This window comes from Streptomyces sp. NBC_00663, from assembly GCF_036226885.1.
GTDB lineage: Bacteria > Actinomycetota > Actinomycetes > Streptomycetales > Streptomycetaceae > Streptomyces.
In genome coordinates this window covers 6343284-6365551 of record NZ_CP109027.1, presented here as the reverse complement: position 1 = coordinate 6365551, position 22268 = coordinate 6343284, and the positions used below count along the sequence as shown (strand labels likewise).

20 protein-coding genes are annotated in these 22268 nt (G+C 70.8%); 16 read left to right on the top strand and 4 right to left on the bottom strand.

Going from position 1 to position 22268, the window contains the following annotated elements; genetic code table 11:
• The first annotated feature begins 12 nt into the window (after positions 1–12).
• From OG866_RS29075 to OG866_RS29060, 4 genes are all read left to right on the top strand, one after another.
• Positions 13–1347 carry an LLM class flavin-dependent oxidoreductase gene (locus OG866_RS29075; protein ID WP_329339214.1) on the top strand — a complete coding sequence of 445 codons (1335 nt, stop codon included), beginning with the start codon at positions 13–15 and terminating at the stop codon, positions 1345–1347.
• A gap of 14 nt (positions 1348–1361) precedes the next feature.
• Positions 1362–2252, top strand: coding sequence for a TauD/TfdA dioxygenase family protein (locus OG866_RS29070; protein WP_329339211.1), 891 nt, complete (start codon positions 1362–1364; stop codon positions 2250–2252).
• 112 nt (positions 2253–2364) lie between these two features.
• Entirely contained in the window at positions 2365–3744 is a 1380-nt protein-coding gene (locus OG866_RS29065) for an amino acid permease (protein ID WP_329339209.1), read from the top strand.
• A gap of 104 nt (positions 3745–3848) precedes the next feature.
• Positions 3849–4499: a superoxide dismutase gene (locus OG866_RS29060; protein WP_329339207.1), complete on the top strand. Its 651-nt coding sequence runs from the start codon at positions 3849–3851 to the stop codon at positions 4497–4499.
• Positions 4500–4616: 117 nt separating this feature from the next.
• Here the strand turns inward: OG866_RS29060 and OG866_RS29055 are convergent, their stop codons facing one another.
• From OG866_RS29055 to OG866_RS29045, 3 genes are read right to left on the bottom strand one after another with little or no spacing between them, the layout of a single operon-like run.
• On the bottom strand, positions 4617–5393 hold the full coding sequence (locus tag OG866_RS29055) for an SAM-dependent methyltransferase (RefSeq protein ID WP_329339206.1): 777 nt from the start codon (positions 5391–5393) through the stop codon (positions 4617–4619).
• Between the two features lie 12 nt (positions 5394–5405).
• Positions 5406–6032 carry a histidine phosphatase family protein gene (locus OG866_RS29050; protein WP_329339205.1) on the bottom strand — a complete coding sequence of 209 codons (627 nt, stop codon included), beginning with the start codon at positions 6030–6032 and terminating at the stop codon, positions 5406–5408.
• On the bottom strand, positions 6029–7468 hold the full coding sequence (locus OG866_RS29045) for an FGGY-family carbohydrate kinase (RefSeq protein WP_329339203.1): 1440 nt from the start codon (positions 7466–7468) through the stop codon (positions 6029–6031). Before OG866_RS29045 ends, OG866_RS29050 begins: the two co-directional genes overlap by 4 nt.
• A 167-nt stretch (positions 7469–7635) precedes the next feature.
• Here OG866_RS29045 and OG866_RS29040 point away from each other — a divergent pair, with 167 nt between their 5' ends.
• From OG866_RS29040 to OG866_RS28995, 10 genes are all read left to right on the top strand, one after another.
• Positions 7636–9057, top strand: coding sequence for an ABC transporter substrate-binding protein (locus tag OG866_RS29040; protein ID WP_329339201.1), 1422 nt, complete (start codon positions 7636–7638; stop codon positions 9055–9057).
• 6 nt (positions 9058–9063) lie between these two features.
• Positions 9064–9939, top strand: coding sequence for a carbohydrate ABC transporter permease (locus tag OG866_RS29035; RefSeq protein ID WP_329339199.1), 876 nt, complete (start codon positions 9064–9066; stop codon positions 9937–9939).
• Positions 9936–10766 (top strand): carbohydrate ABC transporter permease, encoded by an 831-nt coding sequence (locus OG866_RS29030; protein ID WP_329339197.1) that lies wholly within the window; start codon positions 9936–9938, stop codon positions 10764–10766. Before OG866_RS29035 ends, OG866_RS29030 begins: the two co-directional genes overlap by 4 nt.
• A complete protein-coding gene (locus OG866_RS29025; RefSeq protein WP_329339195.1) occupies positions 10766–11845 on the top strand; it encodes an ABC transporter ATP-binding protein in 1080 nt (359 codons plus the stop codon). Before OG866_RS29030 ends, OG866_RS29025 begins: the two co-directional genes overlap by 1 nt.
• 98 nt (positions 11846–11943) lie before the next feature.
• On the top strand, positions 11944–12729 hold the full coding sequence (locus OG866_RS29020; RefSeq protein WP_329344346.1) for a DeoR/GlpR family DNA-binding transcription regulator: 786 nt from the start codon (positions 11944–11946) through the stop codon (positions 12727–12729).
• On the top strand, positions 12707–13789 hold the full coding sequence (locus OG866_RS29015) for an ABC transporter ATP-binding protein (protein ID WP_329339192.1): 1083 nt from the start codon (positions 12707–12709) through the stop codon (positions 13787–13789). The genes OG866_RS29020 and OG866_RS29015 overlap by 23 nt, the downstream gene beginning before the upstream one ends.
• On the top strand, positions 13786–14820 hold the full coding sequence (locus tag OG866_RS29010; RefSeq protein ID WP_329339189.1) for a 2-hydroxyacid dehydrogenase: 1035 nt from the start codon (positions 13786–13788) through the stop codon (positions 14818–14820). The genes OG866_RS29015 and OG866_RS29010 overlap by 4 nt, the downstream gene beginning before the upstream one ends.
• Positions 14821–14845: 25 nt before the next feature.
• Positions 14846–16273 (top strand): FGGY-family carbohydrate kinase, encoded by a 1428-nt coding sequence (locus OG866_RS29005; RefSeq protein WP_329339188.1) that lies wholly within the window; start codon positions 14846–14848, stop codon positions 16271–16273.
• A 48-nt stretch (positions 16274–16321) separates the two neighbouring features.
• Positions 16322–17350: a glycerophosphodiester phosphodiesterase family protein gene (locus tag OG866_RS29000; RefSeq protein WP_329339186.1), complete on the top strand. Its 1029-nt coding sequence runs from the start codon at positions 16322–16324 to the stop codon at positions 17348–17350.
• Positions 17347–17574 (top strand): hypothetical protein, encoded by a 228-nt coding sequence (locus OG866_RS28995; RefSeq protein ID WP_329339184.1) that lies wholly within the window; start codon positions 17347–17349, stop codon positions 17572–17574. The genes OG866_RS29000 and OG866_RS28995 overlap by 4 nt, the downstream gene beginning before the upstream one ends.
• Before the next feature lie 7 nt (positions 17575–17581).
• Here OG866_RS28995 and OG866_RS28990 read toward each other — a convergent pair whose 3' ends face one another.
• Positions 17582–18238 carry a mycothiol-dependent nitroreductase Rv2466c family protein gene (locus tag OG866_RS28990; protein ID WP_329339182.1) on the bottom strand — a complete coding sequence of 219 codons (657 nt, stop codon included), beginning with the start codon at positions 18236–18238 and terminating at the stop codon, positions 17582–17584.
• Between the two features lie 169 nt (positions 18239–18407).
• Between OG866_RS28990 and pepN the strand changes: the two genes are divergently transcribed.
• Together pepN and OG866_RS28980 are read left to right on the top strand one after the other, a co-directional pair.
• Positions 18408–20981, top strand: a complete 2574-nt coding sequence (pepN, locus tag OG866_RS28985; RefSeq protein WP_329339181.1) for an aminopeptidase N — start codon at positions 18408–18410, stop codon at positions 20979–20981.
• Positions 20982–21208: 227 nt separating this feature from the next.
• Entirely contained in the window at positions 21209–22255 is a 1047-nt protein-coding gene (locus OG866_RS28980) for a hypothetical protein (protein ID WP_329339179.1), read from the top strand.
• The last annotated feature ends 13 nt before the right edge of the window (positions 22256–22268 follow it).

The window sequence follows — 22268 nt, the reverse complement described above, 5'->3', positions numbered from 1 at the left end:
GGAGAACCACGCATGACCACCAGACAGCTGCACCTGAACGCGTTCCTGATGACCACCGGGCACCACGAGGCCTCCTGGCGGCTCCCGGAGAGCGATCCGTACGCGCATGTCGAGCTGGAGCACTACGTCCGGCTGGCCCGGATCGCCGAGCGCGGCACCTTCGACTCGCTCTTCCTCGCCGACAGCCCCCAGCTGTGGGGCAGCGTGGGCCAGCGGCCCGCGGGCGCGCTGGAGCCGCTGACGCTGCTCACCGCGCTGGCGACGGCCACCGAGCACATCGGCCTGATCGCCACCGCGTCGACGTCCTACAACTCGCCCTACAACCTGGCCCGCAAGTTCGCCTCGCTCGACATCATCAGCGGTGGCCGGGCGGGCTGGAACATCGTCACCACCGCCGGTGCCGAGGCCGCCCGCAACTTCGGTCTCGACGCGGAACCGGCGCACGCCGAACGGTACGCGCGGGCCTCCGAGTTCCTGGACGTGGCGCTGAAGCTCTGGGACAGCTGGGAGGACGACGCGATCGTCGCCGACAAGGCGAGCGGCGTCTGGGGCGACGACACCAAGATCCACCCGCCCCGGCACGAGGGGCCGTACTTCCGTGTGGACGGCGCTCTCAACGTGCCGCGTTCCCCGCAGGGTTACCCGCTGCTGGTGCAGGCGGGGTCGAGCGAGGACGGGAAGGCGTTCGCGGCCCGGTACGCGGAGGCGGTGTTCACCGCCCAGCAGACCCTGAAGGACGCGCAGGACTTCTACGCCGACCTCAAGTCCCGGGTCGTGCGGGCGGGCCGGGACCCCGAGCATCTCAAGGTGCTGCCCGGCATCGTCCCGGTCATCGGCTCGACGGAGGCCGAGGCACGGGCCGCGGAGCAGGAGCTGGAGGACCACATCGTGCACGAGCACGGGGTGGCCAATCTGGAGCGGCTGCTCCAACTGCCCGTGGGAAGCCTGGAGTTGGATGCCGAACTTCCCGCCGGGCTGCCCTCCGAGGACGCCGTCGAGGGCGCCAAGAGCCGGTACACGCTGGTCGTCGGGCTCGCCCGGCGTGAGCGGCTCACCGTACGGCAGCTGATCGGGCGGCTCGGTGGCGGGCGCGGGCATCTCACCTTCGCCGGGACGCCCGAGCAGGTCGCCGACGCGATCGAGCGGTGGTTCACGCTCGGCGCCGCCGACGGCTTCAACATCATGCCGGCCGTGCTGCCGTCCGGCCTCGACCTCTTCGTGGACCACGTCGTCCCGATCCTGCGCGCCCGCGGGCTGCTCCGCGAGGAGTACGGCCCGCGCCGCACCCTGCGGGAGCGCTACGGCCTCCCCCGCCCCGCCAACCAGTACACCGCCACCCTGGTCTGAAAGGACTGACCCTCATGACGCTCGACATCCGCAAGGTCACCGCCCACATCGGCGCCCAGGTCTCCGGCGTGGACATCTCCAAGCCGCTGGACGGCGAGACCGTCGCCGCCCTCCGTGAGGCCCTCAACCTCCACAAGGCGCTCGTCTTCGACGACGTCGATCTCGACGACGAGGGCCAGCAGGCCTTCGCCCGCCACTTCGGCGACCTCACCACCGCCCACCCGACCGTCCCCGCCGTCGAGGGCGCCGCGAACGTGCTGCCCGTCGACAGCGAGCAGGGCAGCGCCAGCCACTGGCACACGGACGTCACCTTCGTCCTCAACCCGCCGCAGGCCAGCACCCTGCGCAGCATCACGCTCCCGCCGTACGGCGGCGAGACGCTGATCACCAACTCGGCGGCGGCGTACCGGAGTCTGCCGGACCCGCTCAGGCAACTGGCGGACACGCTGTGGGCCGAGCACACCAACGACTACGACTACGCCGTACCGGCGGAGGACATCGACGAGAAGAAGGCCGCCCAGCGTGCCCGGTTCACCTCGATCAAGTACCGCACCGCCCACCCGGTGGTCCGCGTCCATCCGCTCACCGGTGAACGCGGCCTGTTCATCGGCGGGTTCGCGCAGCGCATCGTGGGCCTGTCGGTGACCGAGTCGCGCACGCTGCTCGACCTGCTCCAGTCGTACGTCGTCAAGCCGGAGCACATCCTGCGCCACCGCTGGTCGCCGAACCAGCTGGTCCTCTTCGACAACCGCATCACCCAGCACTACGCCGTCGACAACTACGACCGCCAGGCCCGCCGCCTGCACCGGGTGACCGTCGCCGGGGACATCCCGGTCGGCATCGAGGGCAAGGAGAGCTACTCGGTGGAGGGCGACGCCTCGCACTACACGAGCGTGGCGGCGTAGTCACGGCCCGTGCGGACGGTGTCCGCATAGTGGGCAGTCTCTCCTTCTGAGCGGAGAGGCTGCCCAGACTGTGGGCGTTTTTGCCGTCTCATGTACTGGACCCATCGCTCTCATGCCCAGCACCACCCCCGCCCAGGCCCCACCCGAGCCCGGCGCCTCCCTCTCCCACGGCCTGAAGCAGCGCCATCTGTCGATGATCGCCCTCGGCGGGGTCATCGGCGCCGGTCTATTCGTGGGCTCCGGCGCCGGCATCGCCGCGGCCGGGCCGTCGATCGTCCTCGCCTACACCCTCTCCGGGCTCCTCGTGATGCTGGTGATGCGGATGCTGGGCGAGATGTCGGCCGCGTATCCGTCTTCCGGCTCCTTCTCCGCCCACGCCGAGCGCGCGATCGGCCCTTGGGCCGGCTTCACCGCCGGCTGGTCGTTCTGGGTGCTGCTCTGCACGGCCGTCGGTCTGGAGGGCATCGGCGCGGCGAAGATCGTGACCGGGTGGCTGCCGGGGACACCGGAGTGGGCGTGGGTGGCGCTGTTCATGGTGGTGTTCTGCGCCACGAACCTCGCCGCCGTGAAGAACTTCGGCGAGTTCGAGTTCTGGTTCGCGGCGCTGAAGGTCGGGGCGATCAGCCTGTTCCTGGTGCTGGGGGTGCTGGCGATCGCGGGTGTCCTCCCGGGCACGGACTCGCCGGGCGCCTCGCATCTGGGCGAACTCCTCCCGAACGGCAGCGAGGGCCTGGTCATCGGCATCCTCGCGTCCGTGTTCGCGTACGGCGGCCTGGAGACGGTCACCATCGCGGCGGCGGAGTCGGAGAACCCGGTGAGGGGCGTGGCCACCGCGGTCCGCACGGCCATGTGGCGCATCGCGCTGTTCTACATCGGCTCGATGGCGGTCATCGTGACCTTGGTCCCGTGGGACTCCGCGGCCGTGACGGCCAAGGGCCCCTACGTCGCCGCCCTCGACTCCCTCGGCATCCCGGGCGCGGGTCAGCTGATGAACGTGGTCGTGCTGGTCGCCCTGCTGTCCGCGATGAACGCCAACATCTACGGCTCCTCGCGCATCGCCTACTCGCTGGTGCAGCGCGGACAGGGGCCGAAGGCGCTGGGCCGGGTCTCCGGCGGGGTGCCGCGGGTGGCCGTGCTGGTGTCCTCGGTGTTCGGGTTCGTGTGCGTGGTGCTGAGCTACTGGCGCCCGAACGACGTCTTCTCCTGGCTGCTCAACATGATCGGCGCGGTCATCCTGGTCGTCTGGATCTTCATCGCCGTCTCGCAACTGCGGCTGCGCCGGCAGTTGGAGCGGGAGGCGCCGGAGAAGCTGACGGTACGGATGTGGGCGTTCCCGGTGCTGACGTGGGTGGCGCTGGCCGGGATGGCCGGGATCTTCGTGCTGATGGCGCGGGAGGCGGACACGCGGGTGCAGTTGTACTCGACCGGGGTCATGACGGTGGCGCTGGCGGCCGTGGGCTACACGTGGCAGCGCCGGCGGGCCACGCACTGACACGACCCCGGCCCCCGAAAGCCCCCGCGTGATCCACACGGGGGCTTTTTGCTGTTAGCTTGTTATTGCAAGCTACTTGCAACAAGCTCTTGAGGGGACCCTCCATGCCCGTCTACACGCTCCCTGAACTGCCGTACGACTACGCCGCGCTCGCCCCCGTGATCAGCCCCGAGATCATCGAGCTGCACCACGACAAGCACCATGCTGCGTATGTGAAGGGCGCCAACGACACGCTGGAGCAGCTCGCGGAGGCGCGGGACAAGGAGGCCTGGGGTTCGGTCAACGGGCTGGAGAAGAGCCTGGCCTTCCATCTGTCCGGGCACATCCTGCACTCGATCTACTGGCGGAACATGACCGGCCCGAAGGACGGCGGAGGCGGTGAGCCGCTCGCGGCCGACGGCGTGGGCGACCTCGCCGAGGCGATCGCCGAGTCGTTCGGTTCGTTCGCCGGGTTCAAGGCGCAGCTCACCAAGGCCGCCGCGACCACCCAGGGATCCGGCTGGGGCGTGCTGGCCCACGAGCCGCTCAGCGGGCGGCTCGTCGTCGAGCAGGTCTACGACCACCAGGGCAACGTCGGCCAGGGCTCCGTGCCGATCCTGGTCTTCGACGCCTGGGAGCACGCCTTCTACCTCCAGTACAGGAACCAGAAGGTCGACTTCATCGACGCCATGTGGGCCGTCGTCAACTGGCAGGACGTGGCCCGGCGTTACGAGGCGGCCAGGTCCCGGGCGGATGTGCTGCTGCTCGCGCCGTGAGGGGTGTATGAATACGTCCTGCTCGTGATCGTCTTCTCACCCTTCACGTGGCAGGCGCAGTGACGGAAGCCCCCGCGAGGACATGACTCGCGGGGGCTTCCTCGTGCGGGTCGGCTGCTACGGCTTGCGGCCCACGCCGCCGTGCTGGCCGATCGGCTCCGGGCGGGTGCCGGCGTCCGGGCGCCACAGCGGCACCGAGACGACACCCGGGTCCACCAGTTCCAGTCCCTCGAAGTACGCGGTGATCTGCTCGACCGGGCGCAGGAAGTACGGGACGGCACCGGTCTCGTTGTAGCCGTCCTGGGCCTGCTCGTAGTCCGGGTCGGTGCCGCGGGAGCCGTCGTTGACACAGAGGTAACTGCCCGAGGGCAGGCCCGCGAGGAGGCGGGCGACGAGGTCCCGGCCCAGGTCGTAGTCGGCCACATGGCCGAGGATGCCGCTGAGGATCAGGGCGGTGGGCCGGGAGAGGTCGAGGGTCTTGCCCGCCTGGTCCAGGATGCGCTCCGGCTCGTACAGACTCAGGTCCTCGTACGCCGTCACACCCTCCGCGGTGGAGGTGAGCAGGGCGCGGGCGTGGGTCAGGACGAGCGGGTCGTTGTCGACGTAGACGATCCTCGACTCGGGGGCGATCCGCTGGGCGACCTCATGGGTGTTGTCGACGGTCGGCAGGCCGGTGCCGACGTCCAGGAACTGACGTACGCCCGCCTCCTGCACCAGGTACCGGATGCTGCGGCCGAGAAAGGCGCGGCTGCTGCGGGCGATGGTGACGATGCCGGGGAAGACGGCGGTGTACGCGTCACCCGCCGCCTCGTCGACCGGGTAGTTGTCCTTGCCGCCGAGCCAGTAGTTCCAGATGCGGGCCGAATGGGGTACCGAGGTGTCGATCTCCGTCATGTGCCCATGGTGCTACGGAAGGTGCAGGTCGCACGGCACATTGAGGGAGAGAAGTGCGGCGGAACCCTCTGCGGTCACGCGGAGTTCGCTGACCGCCGCGTTGCGCAACCGCGGGAAGACCCGCCGGTACTCGCCGAGCGGGACGGACAGCAGCTCGCACAGGACCAGGCGCAGCAGGGTGTTGTGGGCGACGACGAGGACCCGTTCGCCGGGGTGGGCCCGTGCGATGCGGCGGAGGGCCTCGGTGCCGCGCTCCGCCGCCTCCTTCGGGTCCTCGGCGCCGGGGAACGGGTGGGCCACGGGGTCGGTGCGGAACGCCTGCGCGGCGGCCGGGTTCTCCGTGGCGAACTCGGCGAGCGTGCGGCCCTCCACGACCCCGAAGTCGCATTCGCGCAGGGCGGGTTCGGGGTGGGAGGTGAGGCCGAGGGCGCGGCAGGCGGGGGCGGCGGTGGCGATGGCCCGGGAGACCGTGGACGTCCAGATCGCGTGCACGGGGTGCGCGGCGGCCCAGCGTCCGAGCGCCTCGGCCTGGGCGCGGCCCTCGTCGGTGAGGGCGATGTCGCTGACACCTGCGTAGCGGTTCTCGGCGTGCCAGACGGTCTGGCCGTGACGGGCGAGGAGGAGGGTCGCGCTGCTCATGAGTCCGCAGTATCCCGGCCCAGACGGGCGTGCGCATGTGCCGCGACCGGGGGTGGCAGCCAGCCTCGGGTGGTCAGCTCGTCGACCAGGCGGGCGTACGGCTCGGCGAAGCGGGCCGTGCGGTCGGGGCGGGGGGTGACGACCGTGCGGACGCGGACCATGCGGTCGGCGATGCCCGGGAGGGTCTCCCCGGTCACGCCGTGGGCCGCCAACGCGGCCATGCCCAGGGCCGGTTCGGTCTGCTCCGGTACCCGTGCCTCGCGGCCCAGGACGTCGGCGCGCAGCTGGTTCCAGTACGGACTGCGGGCCGCGCCGCCGGTGAAGGCGAGCGGGCCGTCGAGGGGGGCACCGAGGTGGTGCAGGTAGTCCAGGCAGAGGCGTTCGGTGAAGGCGACGCCCTGGAGGAGCGCGGCCCACAGGTCGGCCTCGCCCACGGGCTCACCGAGGAGCAGGGCCGTCGCCTCGGGGGCCAGGAAGGGGAAGCGTTCCCCCGGGGAGACCAGGGGGTAGGCGATCGCCCCGGCCGGTTCGTGCCGCGCCGCCTGTTGGTCCATCACCGCCGGGTCCGCCCCGCCGAAGGCCGCCGTCAGCACGCCCGCGCCCACGCTGGAGGCACCGCCGGGCAGCCAGCTCCCGTCGGGGGCGCGGTGGTTGTAGACCACGCCGGTCGGGTCGTGGACCGGCGTCGGGGAGGCGCCCTTGAGGACCAGAGTGGTGCCGAGCACCGAGTTCCAGGAGCCCGCGCGCAGGGCGCCGGACGCGATCTGGGCCGCGCAGCCGTCCGTCATGCCGGCGACGACGGGGGTGCCGGCGGGGATGCCGGTGGCCTCGGCGGCGGCCTGGCAGACCTCGCCGAGACGGGTGCCGGGGCGTACGACAACGGGCAGCGGCAGCGGCGGGCCCGGGACGTCGGGCCAGGCGTCGGCCTGCGCGTCGTACCCCGTCTTCAGGGCGTGACTGGAGTCGGTGGGGACGGGGCCGCCCGTGAGGTGGGCGGTGATCACGTCGGGCTGGTGGGCGATCCGGCCCGGGCCGTGGATGCGGCGGAGCCACAGCGCCTTCGGCAGCCCCCAGGTGTTCTGCACCGCGAGGCCCGCCCCGCGCAGCCGCTCCCCCTCCGCCCAGGCCCGCCCGTCGTCGTACATCAGGGCCGGGCTCACCGGCCGCCCGGCGTCGTCCGTGAGCAGCACGGTGCCGGACGTGCCGCACACCGCGAGGCCGCCGACCCGGGCCGGGCCGCCCTGGCGCAGGGCCTCGCGGGAGGCCGCGCACACCGCCGTCCACCACTCCCCCGGGTCCTGTTCGTGCCGTACCCCGTCGCGCCGCCCCCGCAGGGGGGCCGAGCCGCTGCCCAGGACCGTGCCGTCGGCCGTGACGAGCAGGGCGCGGACGCTCTGGGTCCCGAGGTCGATCCCGAGCCATGTCTCCTGCTCCATCCCGGCCTCCCGCACACACTGATCCGTGAACTTCTCACTCTGCCCTGAGATTTGGGCGTGCGCGAGGGATTGACGGCCTTCTTCCGCCGTTACACCCTCTGTTATCGAGTCGACTCGACGTGTTAACCCCATGGCACACCGGACCCAGCCCCACCTGGAGGTCACGGATGGACACGCACGCGCACGACCGACGACGTTTCCTCGCGCTCGGCGCCGCCCTGGCCGCGGCCCCCGTCCTGTCGGCCTGCGGTGCCGGGTTCGGCGGGGACGACGACAGGAGCGACGGCTCGGCCGCGGACGACGTCACCGGCTCCTTCGACTGGAAGCGGGAGAAGGGCGCGACCGTCAAGGCGCTGCTCAACAAGCATCCGTACACGGACGCGCTGATCGCCGACCTGAAGGCGTTCACCGAGCAGACCGGCATCAAGGTCGAGTACGACGTCTTCCCCGAGGACAACTACTTCGACAAGCTCACCGTGGACCTGTCCAGCGGGCGTGCCTCCTACGACGTCTTCATGCTGGGCGCGTACATGGTGTGGCAGTACGGGCCGCCGGGGTGGCTGGAGGATCTCGGCCCGTGGATGCGCAACTCCTCGGCCACCGGCGCCGAATGGGACCAGGCCGACTTCTTCCCCAACCTCCTCCAGGCCGACCAGTGGTCGCTGAAGGCGGGCGCGCCGCTCGGCCAGGGCGGGCAGTACGCGCTGCCGTGGGGCTGGGAGACGAACGTCGTCGCCTACAACACCGAGGTGTTCAAGAAGCTCGGGCTCCAACCGGCGGAGACCTTCGAGGAGTTACGGGAGCTCGCCGGGGTCATCAAGGACAAGGCGCCCGGCGCCGGCTTCGACGGCATGTACGGCATCGCCGTGCGCGGGTCGAGGAGCTGGGCGACCATCCACCCGGGCTTCATGACCATGTACGCCCGGAACGGCCTGCACGACTTCACGGTCTCCGGTGAGAAGCTCACACCCGCCATGAACACCCCGGAGGCCATCGCGTTCACGGAGGACTGGGCGGGCATGGTCAAGCGGGGCGGGCCGCCGTCCTGGACGTCGTACACCTGGTACCAGTGCTCCAGCGACCTCGGCGCGAAGAAGGCCGGGATGCTGTTCGACGCCGACACGGCCGCCTACTTCCAGGCCGTCGAGGGGGCCAGTCCCGCCTCCGGGAAGATCGCCTTCCACCCGGGGCCGAAGGGGCCGGGCGGGTCGCTCGCCACCAACATGTGGATCTGGTCGCTCGGCATGAACGCCAAGAGCAGGAAGAAGAGCGCCAGTTGGCTGTTCCTCCAGTGGGCCACCGGCAAGGAGCATCTGCGCAGGAGCGCCATCACCCACAATCACATCGACCCGGTACGCAAGTCGGTCGCCGCCGACGCCGCCTACAAGGACAAGATGCGGCACCTGCCCGGGTTCATCGAGACCTTCGAGACCGTCGTCGACCAGACGAAGATCCAGTTCACCCCGCAGGCCCAGTTCTTCGACGCGACGACCAGCTGGGCGGCGGCCCTCCAGGAGATCTACGGCGGGAAGGGCGCGAAGTCGGTGCTGAACGGGCTGGCGGGCGATCTCGCCGGCAAGGTGGGCTGAGCTGTCATGCGGCTCGCCCTGCGCCCGTACTTCCTGATCGTTCCCGCGCTGTTGCTGACCTGCGGGATCCTCTATCCGTTCGGGCTCGGCCTCTACTACACGCTCTTCGACTTCTCGGCGAGCAAACCCCAGCCGGACATGGTGCGGTTCGAGAACTACCGGACCGTCTTCACCCAGGACTCCTTCTGGAACTCGGCCTGGGTGACCGTGCTGTACGCCGTGGGGGCCGCCGCGGTCGAGACGGTCCTCGGCGTCGCCGTGGCGCTGCTGCTGCACCGGTCGTCCCGCGTGGGCCGGGTGCTGGAGAAGATCCTGATCCTGCCCCTGATGATCGCCCCGGTCATCGCGGCGATCATCTGGAAGCTGATGCTCCAGCCGTCGGTGGGAGTCGTCAACCACCTCCTGAGACCGGTCGGGCTGGGCGGTGTGCAGTGGACGGACACCCCGACCGGCGCACTGCTGTCGTCGATCGCCGTGGACGTGTGGGTCTACACACCGTTCGTGGCGATCCTGGCGCTGGCGGGTCTGCGGTCGCTGCCCACCTCCCCCTTCGAGGCGGCGGCCGTGGACGGCGCCCGGTGGTGGTACACCTTCCGTCGGCTGACCCTGCCCATGCTCTGGCCGTACGTCCTGGTCGCGGTGATCTTCCGGTTCATGGACTCGCTGAAGGTCTTCGACATCATCTACGCCCTGACCGAGGGCGGGCCCGGCGACTCGACCATGGTCCTCCAGATCCGGGCGTACCTGGAGGCGATCCGCTTCCAGCGGTACTCCTTCGGGATCAGCTACACGATCGTGCTGTGGGCCGTGGTGTACCTGGCCGCGATGATCCTCGTACGCCATCTCGGGAAGATCCAGCGGAAGGCGGCCGAGGCCAAGTGACGCTCAGGAAACGCCTGTTGGGATGGCTGGCGGATGCCGCCCTCATCCTCTACTTCGTCTTCGCGCTCTTCCCCGTCGCCTGGATGCTGATCCTCTCCCTGAAGCCCGCGAACCAGCTCTTCAGCACCTACTTCTCCTTCTCCCCCACCCTCGACGGCTACCGCACGGTGCTCGGCGACAGCGAGGGCATCCCGTTCGTGCGGTTCTTCGTCAACAGCCTGGTGGTGTCGCTGGGGGCGGTGCTGCTGTCGCTGCTGGTCGGACTGCCGGCCGCGTACGCCTCCGCGCGCTGGCGCTTCAAAGGCTCCGAGAACCTGATGTTCACCCTCCTCTCCTTCCGTTTCGCCCCCGAACTGACGGTGATCATCCCGCTGTTCGTCCTCTACGAGAAGCTCGGCCTCTTCGACACGTACGTCGGCATGATCTGGGTCCTGCAACTGGTCACCCTGCCGCTCATCGTGTGGATCATGAGGTCGTACTTCGCCGATCTGACACCGGAGTTGGAGCAGGCGGCCCTGCTGGACGGCTACTCGCGCAAGCAGGCCTTCTTCAAGGTGGCCCTGCCGCTGGTCAGGCCGGGGATCGCGGCGGTGTCGCTGCTCGCCTTCATCTTCGCCTGGAACAACTTCGTCTTCCCGCTGATCCTGACCTCCAACGAGGCCCAGACGGTGACCGTGGGCGCCCTGTCCTTCCTGGGCGGCGACCGGCCCAAGTACAACCTCACGGCAGCGGCGGCGCTGGTCTCGGTCGTGCCTCCCCTGCTGCTCGCGCTGCTGATCCAGCGGTATCTGGTGCGGGGCCTGTCCTTCGGGGCGGTGAAGTCCTGATGATCGGGCTGCGGGCGGTCCGGAAGACGTACGGCAGGGTCACCGCACTGGACGGGCTCGAACTGGACGTGCGGGAGGGCGAGTTCTTCTGTCTGCTGGGTCCCTCGGGAGCCGGCAAGACCACCACCCTCAAGACGGTCGCCGGGCTCGAACTCCCCGACTCGGGAACGGTGGAGATCGACGGGAAGGACATGCGGGGCGTGGAGCCCTACGACCGGGGTGTGGCGATGTGCTTCGAGAGCTACGCCCTCTATCCGCATCGCACGGTGTACGACAACCTCGCCTCGCCGCTCCGCTCGCCCCGGTACCGGGTGCCGCCCGCCGAGGCCCGGAAGACGATCAGTACGGTCGCCGAACTCCTCGGCATCGGCGGCCTGTTGGACCGGCCTGTCGGTCAGCTCTCCAACGGCCAGCGCCAGCGCACGGCCCTCGGCCGGGTCCTGGTCCGCCCGGCCCGCGCCTTTCTCCTCGACGAGCCGCTCAGCCACCTGGACGCCAAACTGCGCCAGCAGATGCGGGCCGAGCTGAAGGCCATCGGGGCCGTGCGGTGCACGACCACCCTCTACGTCACCCATGACTCGGTCGAGGCCCTGGCGCTCGGCGACCGGATCGGTGTCATCCGGGACGGCCGGATCGTCCAGACGGGGACACGGGACGAGATCTGGTACCGGCCCTACGACACCGAGGTGGCCCGCGCCTTCGGACGGCCGCGGATCAATCTGCTGCCCGGGACGGTCACCGCGGGCGCCTTCCGGTCGACGGACGGCAAGGTCGAACTGCCCGTGCGCACCCAGGCGAAGGAGGGCGCCGACGTCGTCGTCGGCATCCGCCCCCGAGACCTCGCCCTGCACGGCCCCGGCCATGAACTCACCGGCACCGTCTATGTCACCGAGGTGCTGGGCCGTTCCGTCGAGGTCACCGTCCGGCTCGGCGAACAGCACGTGTCCCTGGTGGCGCCGCGCGCGGACGTCGCCGGGCTGCGTCCCGACGATCCCGTACGGGTCACGGTCCGACCTGAGAGCCTGCTGCTGTTCGAGGCCGACCGGCCGCAGTGTCCAGGGCGAAGGATCACTCCATGAGCTCCACGAACCCCACGAACTCCACGTCCACGAACTCCACGAACCCCCTGAACTCCGTGAGCAACGCCCCACAGGGCCCCGCGGCCCGCCAGTCGGCCATGGCCGAGCAGGTCCTGGCCGACGGCTCGGCGACCGCGGCCGAGCTCGCCGAGCGCTTCGGGGTGAGCCTGATGACCATCCACCGCGACCTCGACGAGCTCGAACGGCAGGGCATCGTCAGGAAGTTCAGGGGCGGCGTGACGGCCCAGCCGTCCGGGGTCTTCGAGTCGAACGTGCAGTACCGGCTGAAGACCATGCGCGCCGAGAAGGCCGCCGTCGCCGCACACGCGCTCACCCTCATCGAGCCCGGCATGGCGGTCATGCTGGACGACTCGACCTCCACCCTGGAGATAGCGCGGGCGCTGCGGCTCGGCGAGATCACGCCCCTCACCGTCGTCACCAACTTCCTGGAGGCCATCAACCTCCTCTCCGACCAGCGCGGCATCCACCTCATGGCCCTCGGCGGCGACTACGACCCCCTGCACTCCTCCTTCCTCGGCGTCTCCTGCGTCGAGGCGATCCAGGCCCTGCGGGTGGACGTCTGCTTCGCGTCCACGTCGGCCGTGCACGGGGGGTACGCCTACCACCAGGAGCAGCACATCGTGTCGGTGAAGCGGGCGATGCTCGACTCCGCCGCCCGCAACGTCCTGCTGATCGACCACACCAAGCTCGCCCGGGCCGCCCTGCACCGCGTCGCCCCGCTCTCCCGCTTCGACCTGCTCCTGGTCGACGACGGGGCACCGGCGGACGCGCTGCGCGACCTGGACGAGCACAAGGTCGACTACCGAGTCTGCGCGACGACCCATCGGACAGGGGGCGGCGATGACCGCGCTGGAGTTACGTGATCTGCGCAAGACGTACCGCGCTCGGGGCCGCCCGTCGGTGGAGGCCGTGCGCGGTGTCGATCTCACCCTGCGCTCCGGCGAGTTGCTGGGTCTGCTCGGCCCCTCGGGCTGCGGCAAGTCGACCACCCTGCGGATGATCGCGGGCCTGGAGACGGTGACCGGCGGGGACATCCTGGTGAACGGCGCCTCGGTGATCGCGGCCCCGGCGCAGGCCAGGAACATGGGGGTGGCGTTCGAGAACTACGCGCTGTACCCGCCGCTGACCGTGGCGGAGAACCTGGCGTTCGGGCTGCGGGCGCGTCGCGGGTCGAGCCGCGGGGACGTCTCCCGCAAGGTCGCCGACATCGCCGGCCGGGTGGGCCTGACGGAGCTTCTCGACGCCCGCCCCGCGACCCTGTCCAGCGGCCAGAAGCAACGGGTCTCCCTGGCCCGGGCGTTGATCCGTGAACCGGACGTGCTGCTGCTGGACGAGCCCCTCTCCCATCTGGACGCCGGCCAGCGCGACACCACCCGTCGCGAACTCAAGCGCATCCAGCGGGACTTGGGCCACACCACCATCCTCGTCACGCACGACCAGGAGGAGGCCCTCTCCCTCGCCGACCGGATCGCCGTGATGAAGGACGGCGTCATCCAGCAACTGGGCACGCCGTACGAGATCTACGACAGCCCGGCCAATGTCTTCGTGGCCGACTTCGTCGGTGAACCGGCGATCAACCTCCTGCCCGGCACGGCGACCGCCGAGGCGTACGCCCGTCTGTCGGACGGCGTCCGCCTCGCGCTCCCCGTCCCGGTGGCCGAGGGCCGGGAGCTGGTCCTCGGCATCCGACCGGAGGACCTGACGCTGTCGGACGCCGAGAACGCCCTGCCCGCCCGGGTCGTGGCCCATGAGCCCCTGCTGGAGTCGGGGATCGCCACCCTGGCGCTCGACGGTGTGGACGCTCCCCTGGTGGTCGTGACCGACCCGGACGTACGACTGGCCCACGACGACCGGGTCCGGGTCGTGGCGGACCGGGATCTGACGCAAGTCTTCGACGCCGAGACGGGAGACAGCCTGCGATGAGTGACCCCCTGCGGATCGTCGCGGCCGGTGACCACTTCGTACAGCCCCGGCTGATCGCCCGAGCCCTGGCCCATGAGCTGCCCGAACAGGCCATCGACGTAAGGGAACTGACCCTGGGCTGGCCCCTGGAGCCGTTCGGTCCGGTGGCCGAGGTCCAGGAGGCGTGCGGTACGGAGGACGAGGTCATCGCGGCCCTGGAGGACGGCGCGGAGGTGCTGGTCACCCAGATGGCGCCGGTCACCGAACGGGTCCTGGACTCCGCCGGGCGGCTGCGGCTGGTCGTGGTCTGCCGGGGCGGACCGGTCAACGTCAACCTGGACGCCGCCAAGACGCGTGACGTCCGCGTCTGTTTCACCCCCGGCCGCAACGCCGCCGCCACCGCCGAGTTCACCGTGGGCCTGCTCCTCGCCGCCCTCCGCCGCATCCCGCAGGCCCACGACCTCCTCGCCCGGCAGGGAAGTTGGAAGGGCTCGGCGTACTACACCTACGAACACAGCGGCCTGGAACTGGAGGACCTCCCCGTCGGCCTGGTCGGCTACGGCGCGGTCGGCAGCCGGGTGGCCCGCGCGCTGTGTGCCTTCGGCGCGCAGGTGATGGTCCACGACCCGTACGTCCGGGGTGAGATCCACGGGCTGCGCATGACGTCCCTGGACGAACTCCTCACCCGGTCACGGGCGATCACCCTGCACGCCCGCCTCACCCCGGAGACCCGGGGCCTGATCGGTGCCCGCGAGCTGTCCCTCCTCCCGCCCGGCGCGGTGGTGGTGAACGCGGCCCGCGGTCCCCTCCTGGACGAGTCGGCCCTCTGCGACGCGCTGGAGAGCGGCCGGGTGTCGGCGGCGGCCCTGGACACCTACGCACAGGAGCCCCTGCCCCCCGGTTCCCGGCTGCTCGGCCTCGGCGACCGGGTCGTCCTCACCCCGCATCTGGGCGGCGCGAGCCGCGCGGTGGCCGAAAAGGCGGCGGCGACGGCGGCGGCGGAGGTAGGGCGCTGGGCCAGGGGGGAACCATTGGCCCACTCACTGAGCTGACGGACCGAGCCCCAGGGAGGGCGCTGTGTACATCGGGATCGACGTCGGTACGTCCACGGTGAAGGCCGCCGCGTTCGACGCGGAGGGCCACGAGCTGAAGGTGGCCGCCCGGCCGGTGGGCCTCAGCATGCGCGGCGGGTGGGTGGAGCAGGACCAGGAGGAGGTGTACGCGGCCGTGGTCGCCGTCCTGGCGGAGGTGACCGGCGACGCGGCCGAGCCGGTGGAGCTGGCCGGGCTGACCGGGCAGGGCGACGGCGTGTGGCTGCTGGACCGTGCCGGACGCCCCGTCCGTCCGGCGGCCTCCTGGATGGACGGGCGGGCGGCCGAGCTCGTCGACCGCTGGCTGGCGGACGGCACCTTCGAGACCGTCTTCCGCCGCACCGGCAGCGCGATGTTCCCCGGCTGTCCCGGCCCCCTGCTGGCCTGGCTGGACAGCCACGACCCGAAGTCCCTCGACACGGCGACGGCGGCCGTCTACTGCAAGGACATGGTGTTCCAGCGTCTGACCGGGGCGCCCCGCGCGACCACCGACGTCTCGGACGCGTCGATGCCGTTCCTGGACCCGAGAACCCGCGCCTACGACAACCGGGTCGTGGAACTCCTCGGTCTGACCCACCGCCGCGGTCTGCTCGCGCCGGTCAGCGACCCGGTGGCCAAGGGCGGGGCGAAGGGCGAGGGCCTGCCCGCCGGCACCCCCCTCGCCAACGGCCCCTACGACCTGGCGGCCTGCGCTCTCGGCGCCGGTGTCACACGCCCCGGCGACGGCCTGCTCATCGTCGGCACCTGCCTGGCCAGCCTCGTCGCCACGACCGACCTCGACCTGACCGGCGAACCGGCCGGCCTTCACATCTCCACCGACCGCCCCGGCCACTGGCTGCGTGCGATGCCGGCGATGGTCGGCACGGCGGCCCTGGACTGGGTGCTGTCGACGACCCGCGTCGCCCATGACGAGGTCGACGCCCTCCTGGCGGACACCCCGCCCGGCGCGCACGGCGTCCGTGTCCTCCCCTACTTCGCGCCCTCCGGCGAACGCGCTCCCTTCGTCGAACCCCGGCTCCGCGCCGAACTCACCGGCGTCTCCCTGGAGTCGACCCCGGCCGACCTGGTCCGGGCGACCTGCGAGGGCATCGGCTACGCGGCCCGGCACTGCCTGGACGCGGCGGGCCTGACCGGCACGCTGGCCGTGTGCGGCGGGGGCACCCGCAGCCCCGCCTGGATGCGGCTGCTGGCGGACGTACTGGGCCGGCCGCTACGGGTGGTCGAGGGTGAAGTGGGCGCGCGGGGCGCGGTGTTGGCGGCGGCCGAGCGGTACGGCATCGCCCTGGACACCGACACATGGACCCGGCCGACGACGGTCGTGGAGCCGGACGCGGGGCGGGCGGCGTACTACGCGAAGGGATACACCGACCATCTGGCGCGGCTGGCCGTGGCTCGTGGCCGGGCGCGCGACTGACGGACTCGACGACCGCACCACCTCCCGACTCCGACGAAGGGGAACCGTATGCATCCGAGACGTCGCTCCCTGCTGCTCGCGGCCGCCGCCACCCCGGTGGCCGCGGCCGTACCCGCACAAGCCGCCTCCCACCGGGGCCCGTTGGTCATCGGACACCGAGGAGCGGCCGGCTGGCGTCCCGAGCACACGGCGTCGGCCTACACGTACGGCGTCCAGACGGGCGCCGACTGGATCGAACCGGATCTGGTCCCGACCAAGGACCACGTCCTGGTCGTCCGGCACGAGAACGAGATCTCCCAGACGACCGACGTGACCGCGCACCCGGAGTTCGCGGACCGCCGTACGACGAAGACGGTGGACGGCCGTTCCGTGTCCGGCTGGTTCACGGAGGACTTCACGCTCGCGGAGCTGAAGACACTGCGGGCGGTCGAGCGTCTCCCCCTGGTCCGCAACCGCAACACGGTCTTCGACGGCCGGGACGAGATCCTCACCTTCCAGGAGGTGGTGGACCTGGCCCATGGGCTGTCGAAGGCGTACGGCCGGACGGTCGCCGTCTTCCCGGAGACGAAGCACCCGACGTACTTCCGTGCGCTGGGCCTGGAGTTGGAGCCGCAGCTGGCGTCCGCGATTCGCCGTAACCGCCTGACGGCCCGCGAGTGCGTCGTCCAGTCCTTCGAGCCGACGAGCCTGAAGCGGATGACGGGACTGGGCGTACCGCTGTGGCAGGCGCTGGGGACGACCGGCGGACCGTACGACCAACCCTCGGTCACCTACCGGGACATGATGACCCCGGCGGGCCTGGCGGAGATCGCGTCCTACGCGGACTGGATCGGCCCGGACAAGTCCTCCCTCATCGGCACGAGCCTCCTCACGGACGCCCGTGCGGCGGGGCTGCGCGTGGGGCCGTACACCTTCCGGGCGGAGAACCAGTTCCTGCCGGCGCAGTTCCGGCGCGGGACCGGAGCCGACGATTTCGGGGACGCCTTCGCCGAATACGCGCTCTACTACGGGCTGGGAGTCGACGCGGTGGTGACCGACTTCCCGGATCTGGCGGTGATGGCGAGGAGGAGTCTGTGACGATCAGCCGGTATTGCCGGACCTGCCGTGGCATGCAGGACTTCGAGAAGCTCGACCAGGACGAGAAGGCCTGGGCCCGCGCGGAAGGGGGCCGTACCTATGTGCACGACCTCTGGCGCTGTACGGCCGCCGGCTGTCTGACCTATTTCCGCATCGGCCGGATCAACGACCACGGGCTCCTCCCCGAGAAGTTCAGGAAGGAGCCCGCCGCCGACGCGGAATGACGATGACCTACAGGTTGCTGAAGTCCGGGCCCTTGGTCCGGGTGCGCTTGATCTCGTAGAAGCCGGGGACCGAGGCGACGGCGAGGGTGCCGTCCCAGAGCCTGGCCGCGTCGTCGCCCTTGGGGGCGGGGGTGACGACCGGGCCGAAGAAGGCGATCTGCTCGCCGTCGGGGCCGGGGACGGCGATGACCGGGGTGCCGACCTCCTGGCCGACCTTCTCGATGCCCTCCTTGTGGGAGGCGCGCAGCTCGGCGTCGAACTCGAAGTCCTTCTGGTCGAAGTACTCGATCAGGTCGGCGGGCAGGCCGACGTCCGCCAGGGCGCCCTCGACGGCCCCGCGGGTCGGGCCCTGGCCCTCGTTGTGGATACGGGTACCGAGCGCGGTGTACAGCGGGCCGAGGATGTCGGAGCCGTGCTTCTGCCAGGCCGCGGTGACCACCCGGATCGGCTGCCAGGCCTTGGTCTCCAGCAGCTCGCGGTACTCCTCGGGCAGCTCGTCGATCTTCGGCTCGTTCAGCACGGCCAGGCTCATGATGTGCCAGCGCACCTCGATGTCCCGGACCTTCTCCACCTCAAGGACCCACCGGGAGGTCATCCAGGCCCAGGGGCACAGCGGGTCGAACCAGAAGTCGACAGGCGTCTTCGTGGAGCTGGTCTCGGACATGCGTCTCCTAAGGAAAGTGTTCGACTGCTCCGCACAACGCCGTCCGTACCCCGCCCCATTCCCCGCCGCGGCTTCTCTTCCCGGCCTCTTGCCTGCTGCCGCCGGTCAGGGGCACATGGCAGGATCGGTGCTGTCCACATACCGAACACCGCTTGAGGGAGTGCCGCCCGTGCCCGGTGAGAATCTGTCCCGCGACGAGGCCCGGGAGCGGGCCGCCCTGCTGTCCGTCGACGGGTACGAGGTGTCCCTCGACGTCCGCTCGGCCGTCGGGGACGGCGACGAGTCTCCGGGCACCTTCCGGTCCGTCACCACGATCCGCTTCCGCTGCGCCGAGCCCGGCGCCGCCGGCTTCGCCGACCTGATCGCGCCGAGTGTGACGTCCGTCTCCCTCAACGGCCGTGATCTCGACCCGAGCGAGGTCTTCGACGGCTCCCGGATCAGCCTTGAGGACCTGGCCGCCGAGAACGAACTGATCGTCGACGCCCAGTGCGCCTACTCCCGCACGGGTGAGGGCCTGCACCGCTTCGTCGACCCCGAGGACGGCGAGGTCTATCTCTACACGCAGTACGAGCCGGCCGACTCCCGCCGTGTCTTCGCGTGCTTCGAGCAGCCGGACCTCAAGGCCCCGTTCCGGTTCGAGGTCCGGGCGCCCGAGGGGTGGACGGTGTGGAGCAACGGGGCCGCCACGCACACGGACGGCGTCTGGCGCTTCGCGGAGACGAAGCCGATCTCGACGTACATCACCTGTGTCGTGGCGGGTCCGTACCACTACGTGACGGACTCCTACGAGCGGGTGCTGGAGGACGGGACCCGCCTGGAGATCCCCTTGGGCGCGATGTGCCGCAAGGGTCTGGCCCCGCACTTCGACTCCGACGACGTCTTCCTCGTCACCAAGCAGGGCCTGGACTTCTTCCACGACCACTTCGACTACCCGTACCCCTTCGGGAAGTACGACCAGGCGTTCGTCCCCGAGTACAACCTCGGCGCCATGGAGAACCCGGGCCTGGTGACCTTCCGCGAGGAGTTCATCTTCCGGGGCAAGGTGACGCAGGCGTCCTACGAGGGCCGGGCCAACGTCATCCTGCACGAGATGGCGCACATGTGGTTCGGCGACCTGGTCACCATGGTGTGGTGGGACGACCTGTGGCTGAAGGAGTCCTTCGCGGACTTCATGGGCACGTTCGCAGGCGTCGGCGCGACCCGCTTCAAGGACGCCTGGATCACCTTCGCCAACCGCCGCAAGGCCTGGGCCTACCGCGCGGACCAGCTGCCCTCCACACACCCCATCACCGCCGACATCCGCGACCTCCAGGACGCGAAGCTCAACTTCGACGGCATCACGTACGCCAAGGGCGCCTCGGTGCTCAAGCAGCTGGTGGCGTACGTCGGCCAGGACGCGTTCCTGGAGGGCGCGCGGCGCTACTTCAAGCGGCACGCGTACGGCAACACGCGCCTCGGTGATCTGCTGTCGGTGCTTGAGGAGACCAGCGGCCGGGACATGGCGGCGTGGTCGAGGTCATGGCTCCAGACGGCCGGCGTCAACTCCCTCACTCCGCAGGTGCTGTTGAGCGCCGAGGGCCGGATCACCGAGCTGGCGGTGTTGCAGGAGGCCGCGGAGTCGCACCCCGAACTGCGGCCGCACCGCGTCGCGGTGGGCCTGTACCGGCGTACTCCCGAGGGCAGCGTGGAGCGGTACGCGCGCGTGGAGGTCGACGTCGACGGTCCGCGCACGGTCGTGGCGGAGCTCGCGGGCGCGGAGGCGCCGGAGCTGGTGCTGGTCAACGACGACGACCTGACGTTCTGCAAGACCCGTTTCGACGCGGAGTCGCTGGACACGCTGAAGCGGCAGCTGGGCGATCTGACCGACCCCCTGGCCCGTGCCCTGTGCTGGTCGGCGCTGTGGAACATGACGCGGGACGCGCTGCTGCCGGCCCGGGACTTCATGGACCTGGTGCTGCGCTTCGCGGGCCGCGAGTCCGACATCGGCGTGCTCCAGATGCTGCACGCGTGGGCGAACTCGGCGCTGGTCAACTATGCGGCGCCGGGGTGGCGTCCCACGGGTGAGCGGCTGCTCGCGGAGGGTGCGCTCAAGGAGCTGCGGCTGGCGGAGCCGGGCAGCGAGACCCAGCTGGCGTGGGCGCGGTTCTTCGCGTCGGTGGCCTCTTCCCCGGCCGATCTCCAGCTGCTCCAGGGCCTGTTGGAGGGCACGGCGAAGATCGACGGTCTGACGGTGGACCAGGAGCTGCGCTGGGCGTTCCTCGGTCCGCTGGCCTCGCACGGGCTCGCGGACGAGGAGGTGCTGGCGGCCGAACTGGCCCGCGACGACACGGCGTCCGGCAAGCGCCACCAGGTCCGCTGTCTGGCCGCCCGCCCTTCGGCGGCGGTGAAGGCGCAGGCGTGGGCGCAGGTCGTGGAGTCGGACGCGCTGTCGAACGCGCTGGTGGAGGCGACGATCGGGGGGTGGAACCAGTCCTCGCAGCGGGAGTTGCTGGCGCCGTACGCGCAGAAGTACTTCGCGGCGATCGAGCGGGTGTGGGCGGACCGGTCGATCCAGATCGGCATGGATGTGGTGCGCGGTCTGTTCCCGTCCTTGCAGGACTCCCCGGACACCCTGGACGCGACGGACGCGTGGCTGTCGGCGCACGAGGACGCGCCCCCGGCGCTGCGGCGGCTGGTGCTGGAGGCGCGGGACGATCTGGCGAGGGCGCTGCGGGGGCAGGAGTGCGACGCGAAGACGGGCTGAGCGCCCGTGAGCGAGCCCCAAGCTTTGCCCTGAGCTTGGGCGGTAGGTAGCCGTTACGAAGTTCAGTCAATAACGGCCGTAACCCCTGGTCCACCCCATTCGGACCAGGGGTTTTCGCCGCCTACTCGGCATCCGAACACCCGTCCTTTAGTACCGTGTTGTCCGCATTTATCGACAGGCGCGTAACAGCGGTTAGAGGGGCGGCAGCGGGCGGGAATCCCCGCTGCATGAACCACAACACCCCGGTCCCCCCGCTCTCCCCCCGCCCGGTCCGTCACCTCTCCGAGGTGCACCGCCGGGTGATGACGACGGCGCAGCTGCGTACGCACGGTGTCTCGCCCGCCGACGTGAACGACCAGTGCCGTCCCGGCGGCCCCTGGCAGCAGATCCTCCCGGGCGTGATCCTGCTCCACCCCGGCCCGCCGACCAGCGAGGAGCGACTGCACGCGGTCCTGATGTACGCGGCGAAGGAGCGTCCGGCCGGGGTCCCGGCCCAGCCCGGCGCGGAGGACGCGCACGCCCCGGCGTACACGGAGGCGATGCTGACCGGCCTCGCGGCCCTGACCCTGCACGGCTTCACCTCCTCCCCGCCGCTGATGTCGGTCGACAAGATCGACGTCCTGGTCCCCCGGCTGCGCCGGCTGCGCTCGACGGGCAGCGCGCGGATCGTCCGTACGGCGTCCCTCCCGACCCCGCAGCAGGTGACGGGCGTCCCCGTGGCGCCGGTGCCGCGCGCGCTGGCGGACGCGGTCTCGGAACTGGCGGACGCGGGCGCCGTACGCCGTCTGCTCACCGAGGCCGTCCGCGGCGGCCACTGCGAACCGGCCGCGGTGGTCCGCGAGTTGAACCAGGCGAAGCTTCTGTCCCGCCCCCATGTGGTGGACGCGGTGGACTCGTTGCTGGCGGAGGGCCGGGCGATCGCGGAGGACCGCCTGTACCGCATGGTCCGCGAACACGGTCTGCCGGACCCGGTGTGGAACGTCGACCTGCGTCTGCCGGGCGGCCCGCACCTGGGCGGTCTGGACGCGTACTGGCCGGAACAGGCGGTGGCCGTGGAACTGGACACCCGCGCCCCCCGTCAGGACGAGGACGCGCTGTGGTCCGAGTACGCCCGCAAGCGCGAACACCTGGAGCGTCTCGGCATCACGGTCGTCCACATCACCCCGAGGAAGCTCCGCGAGTCGATGGAACAGCAGGCGGCCGTGGTCCGCACGGCGCTCATGGCGTCCGGCGACCGCGACCCGGCCGCGTATGTGGTCGTCCTCCCCCGGTAGTGACGGACCGGGG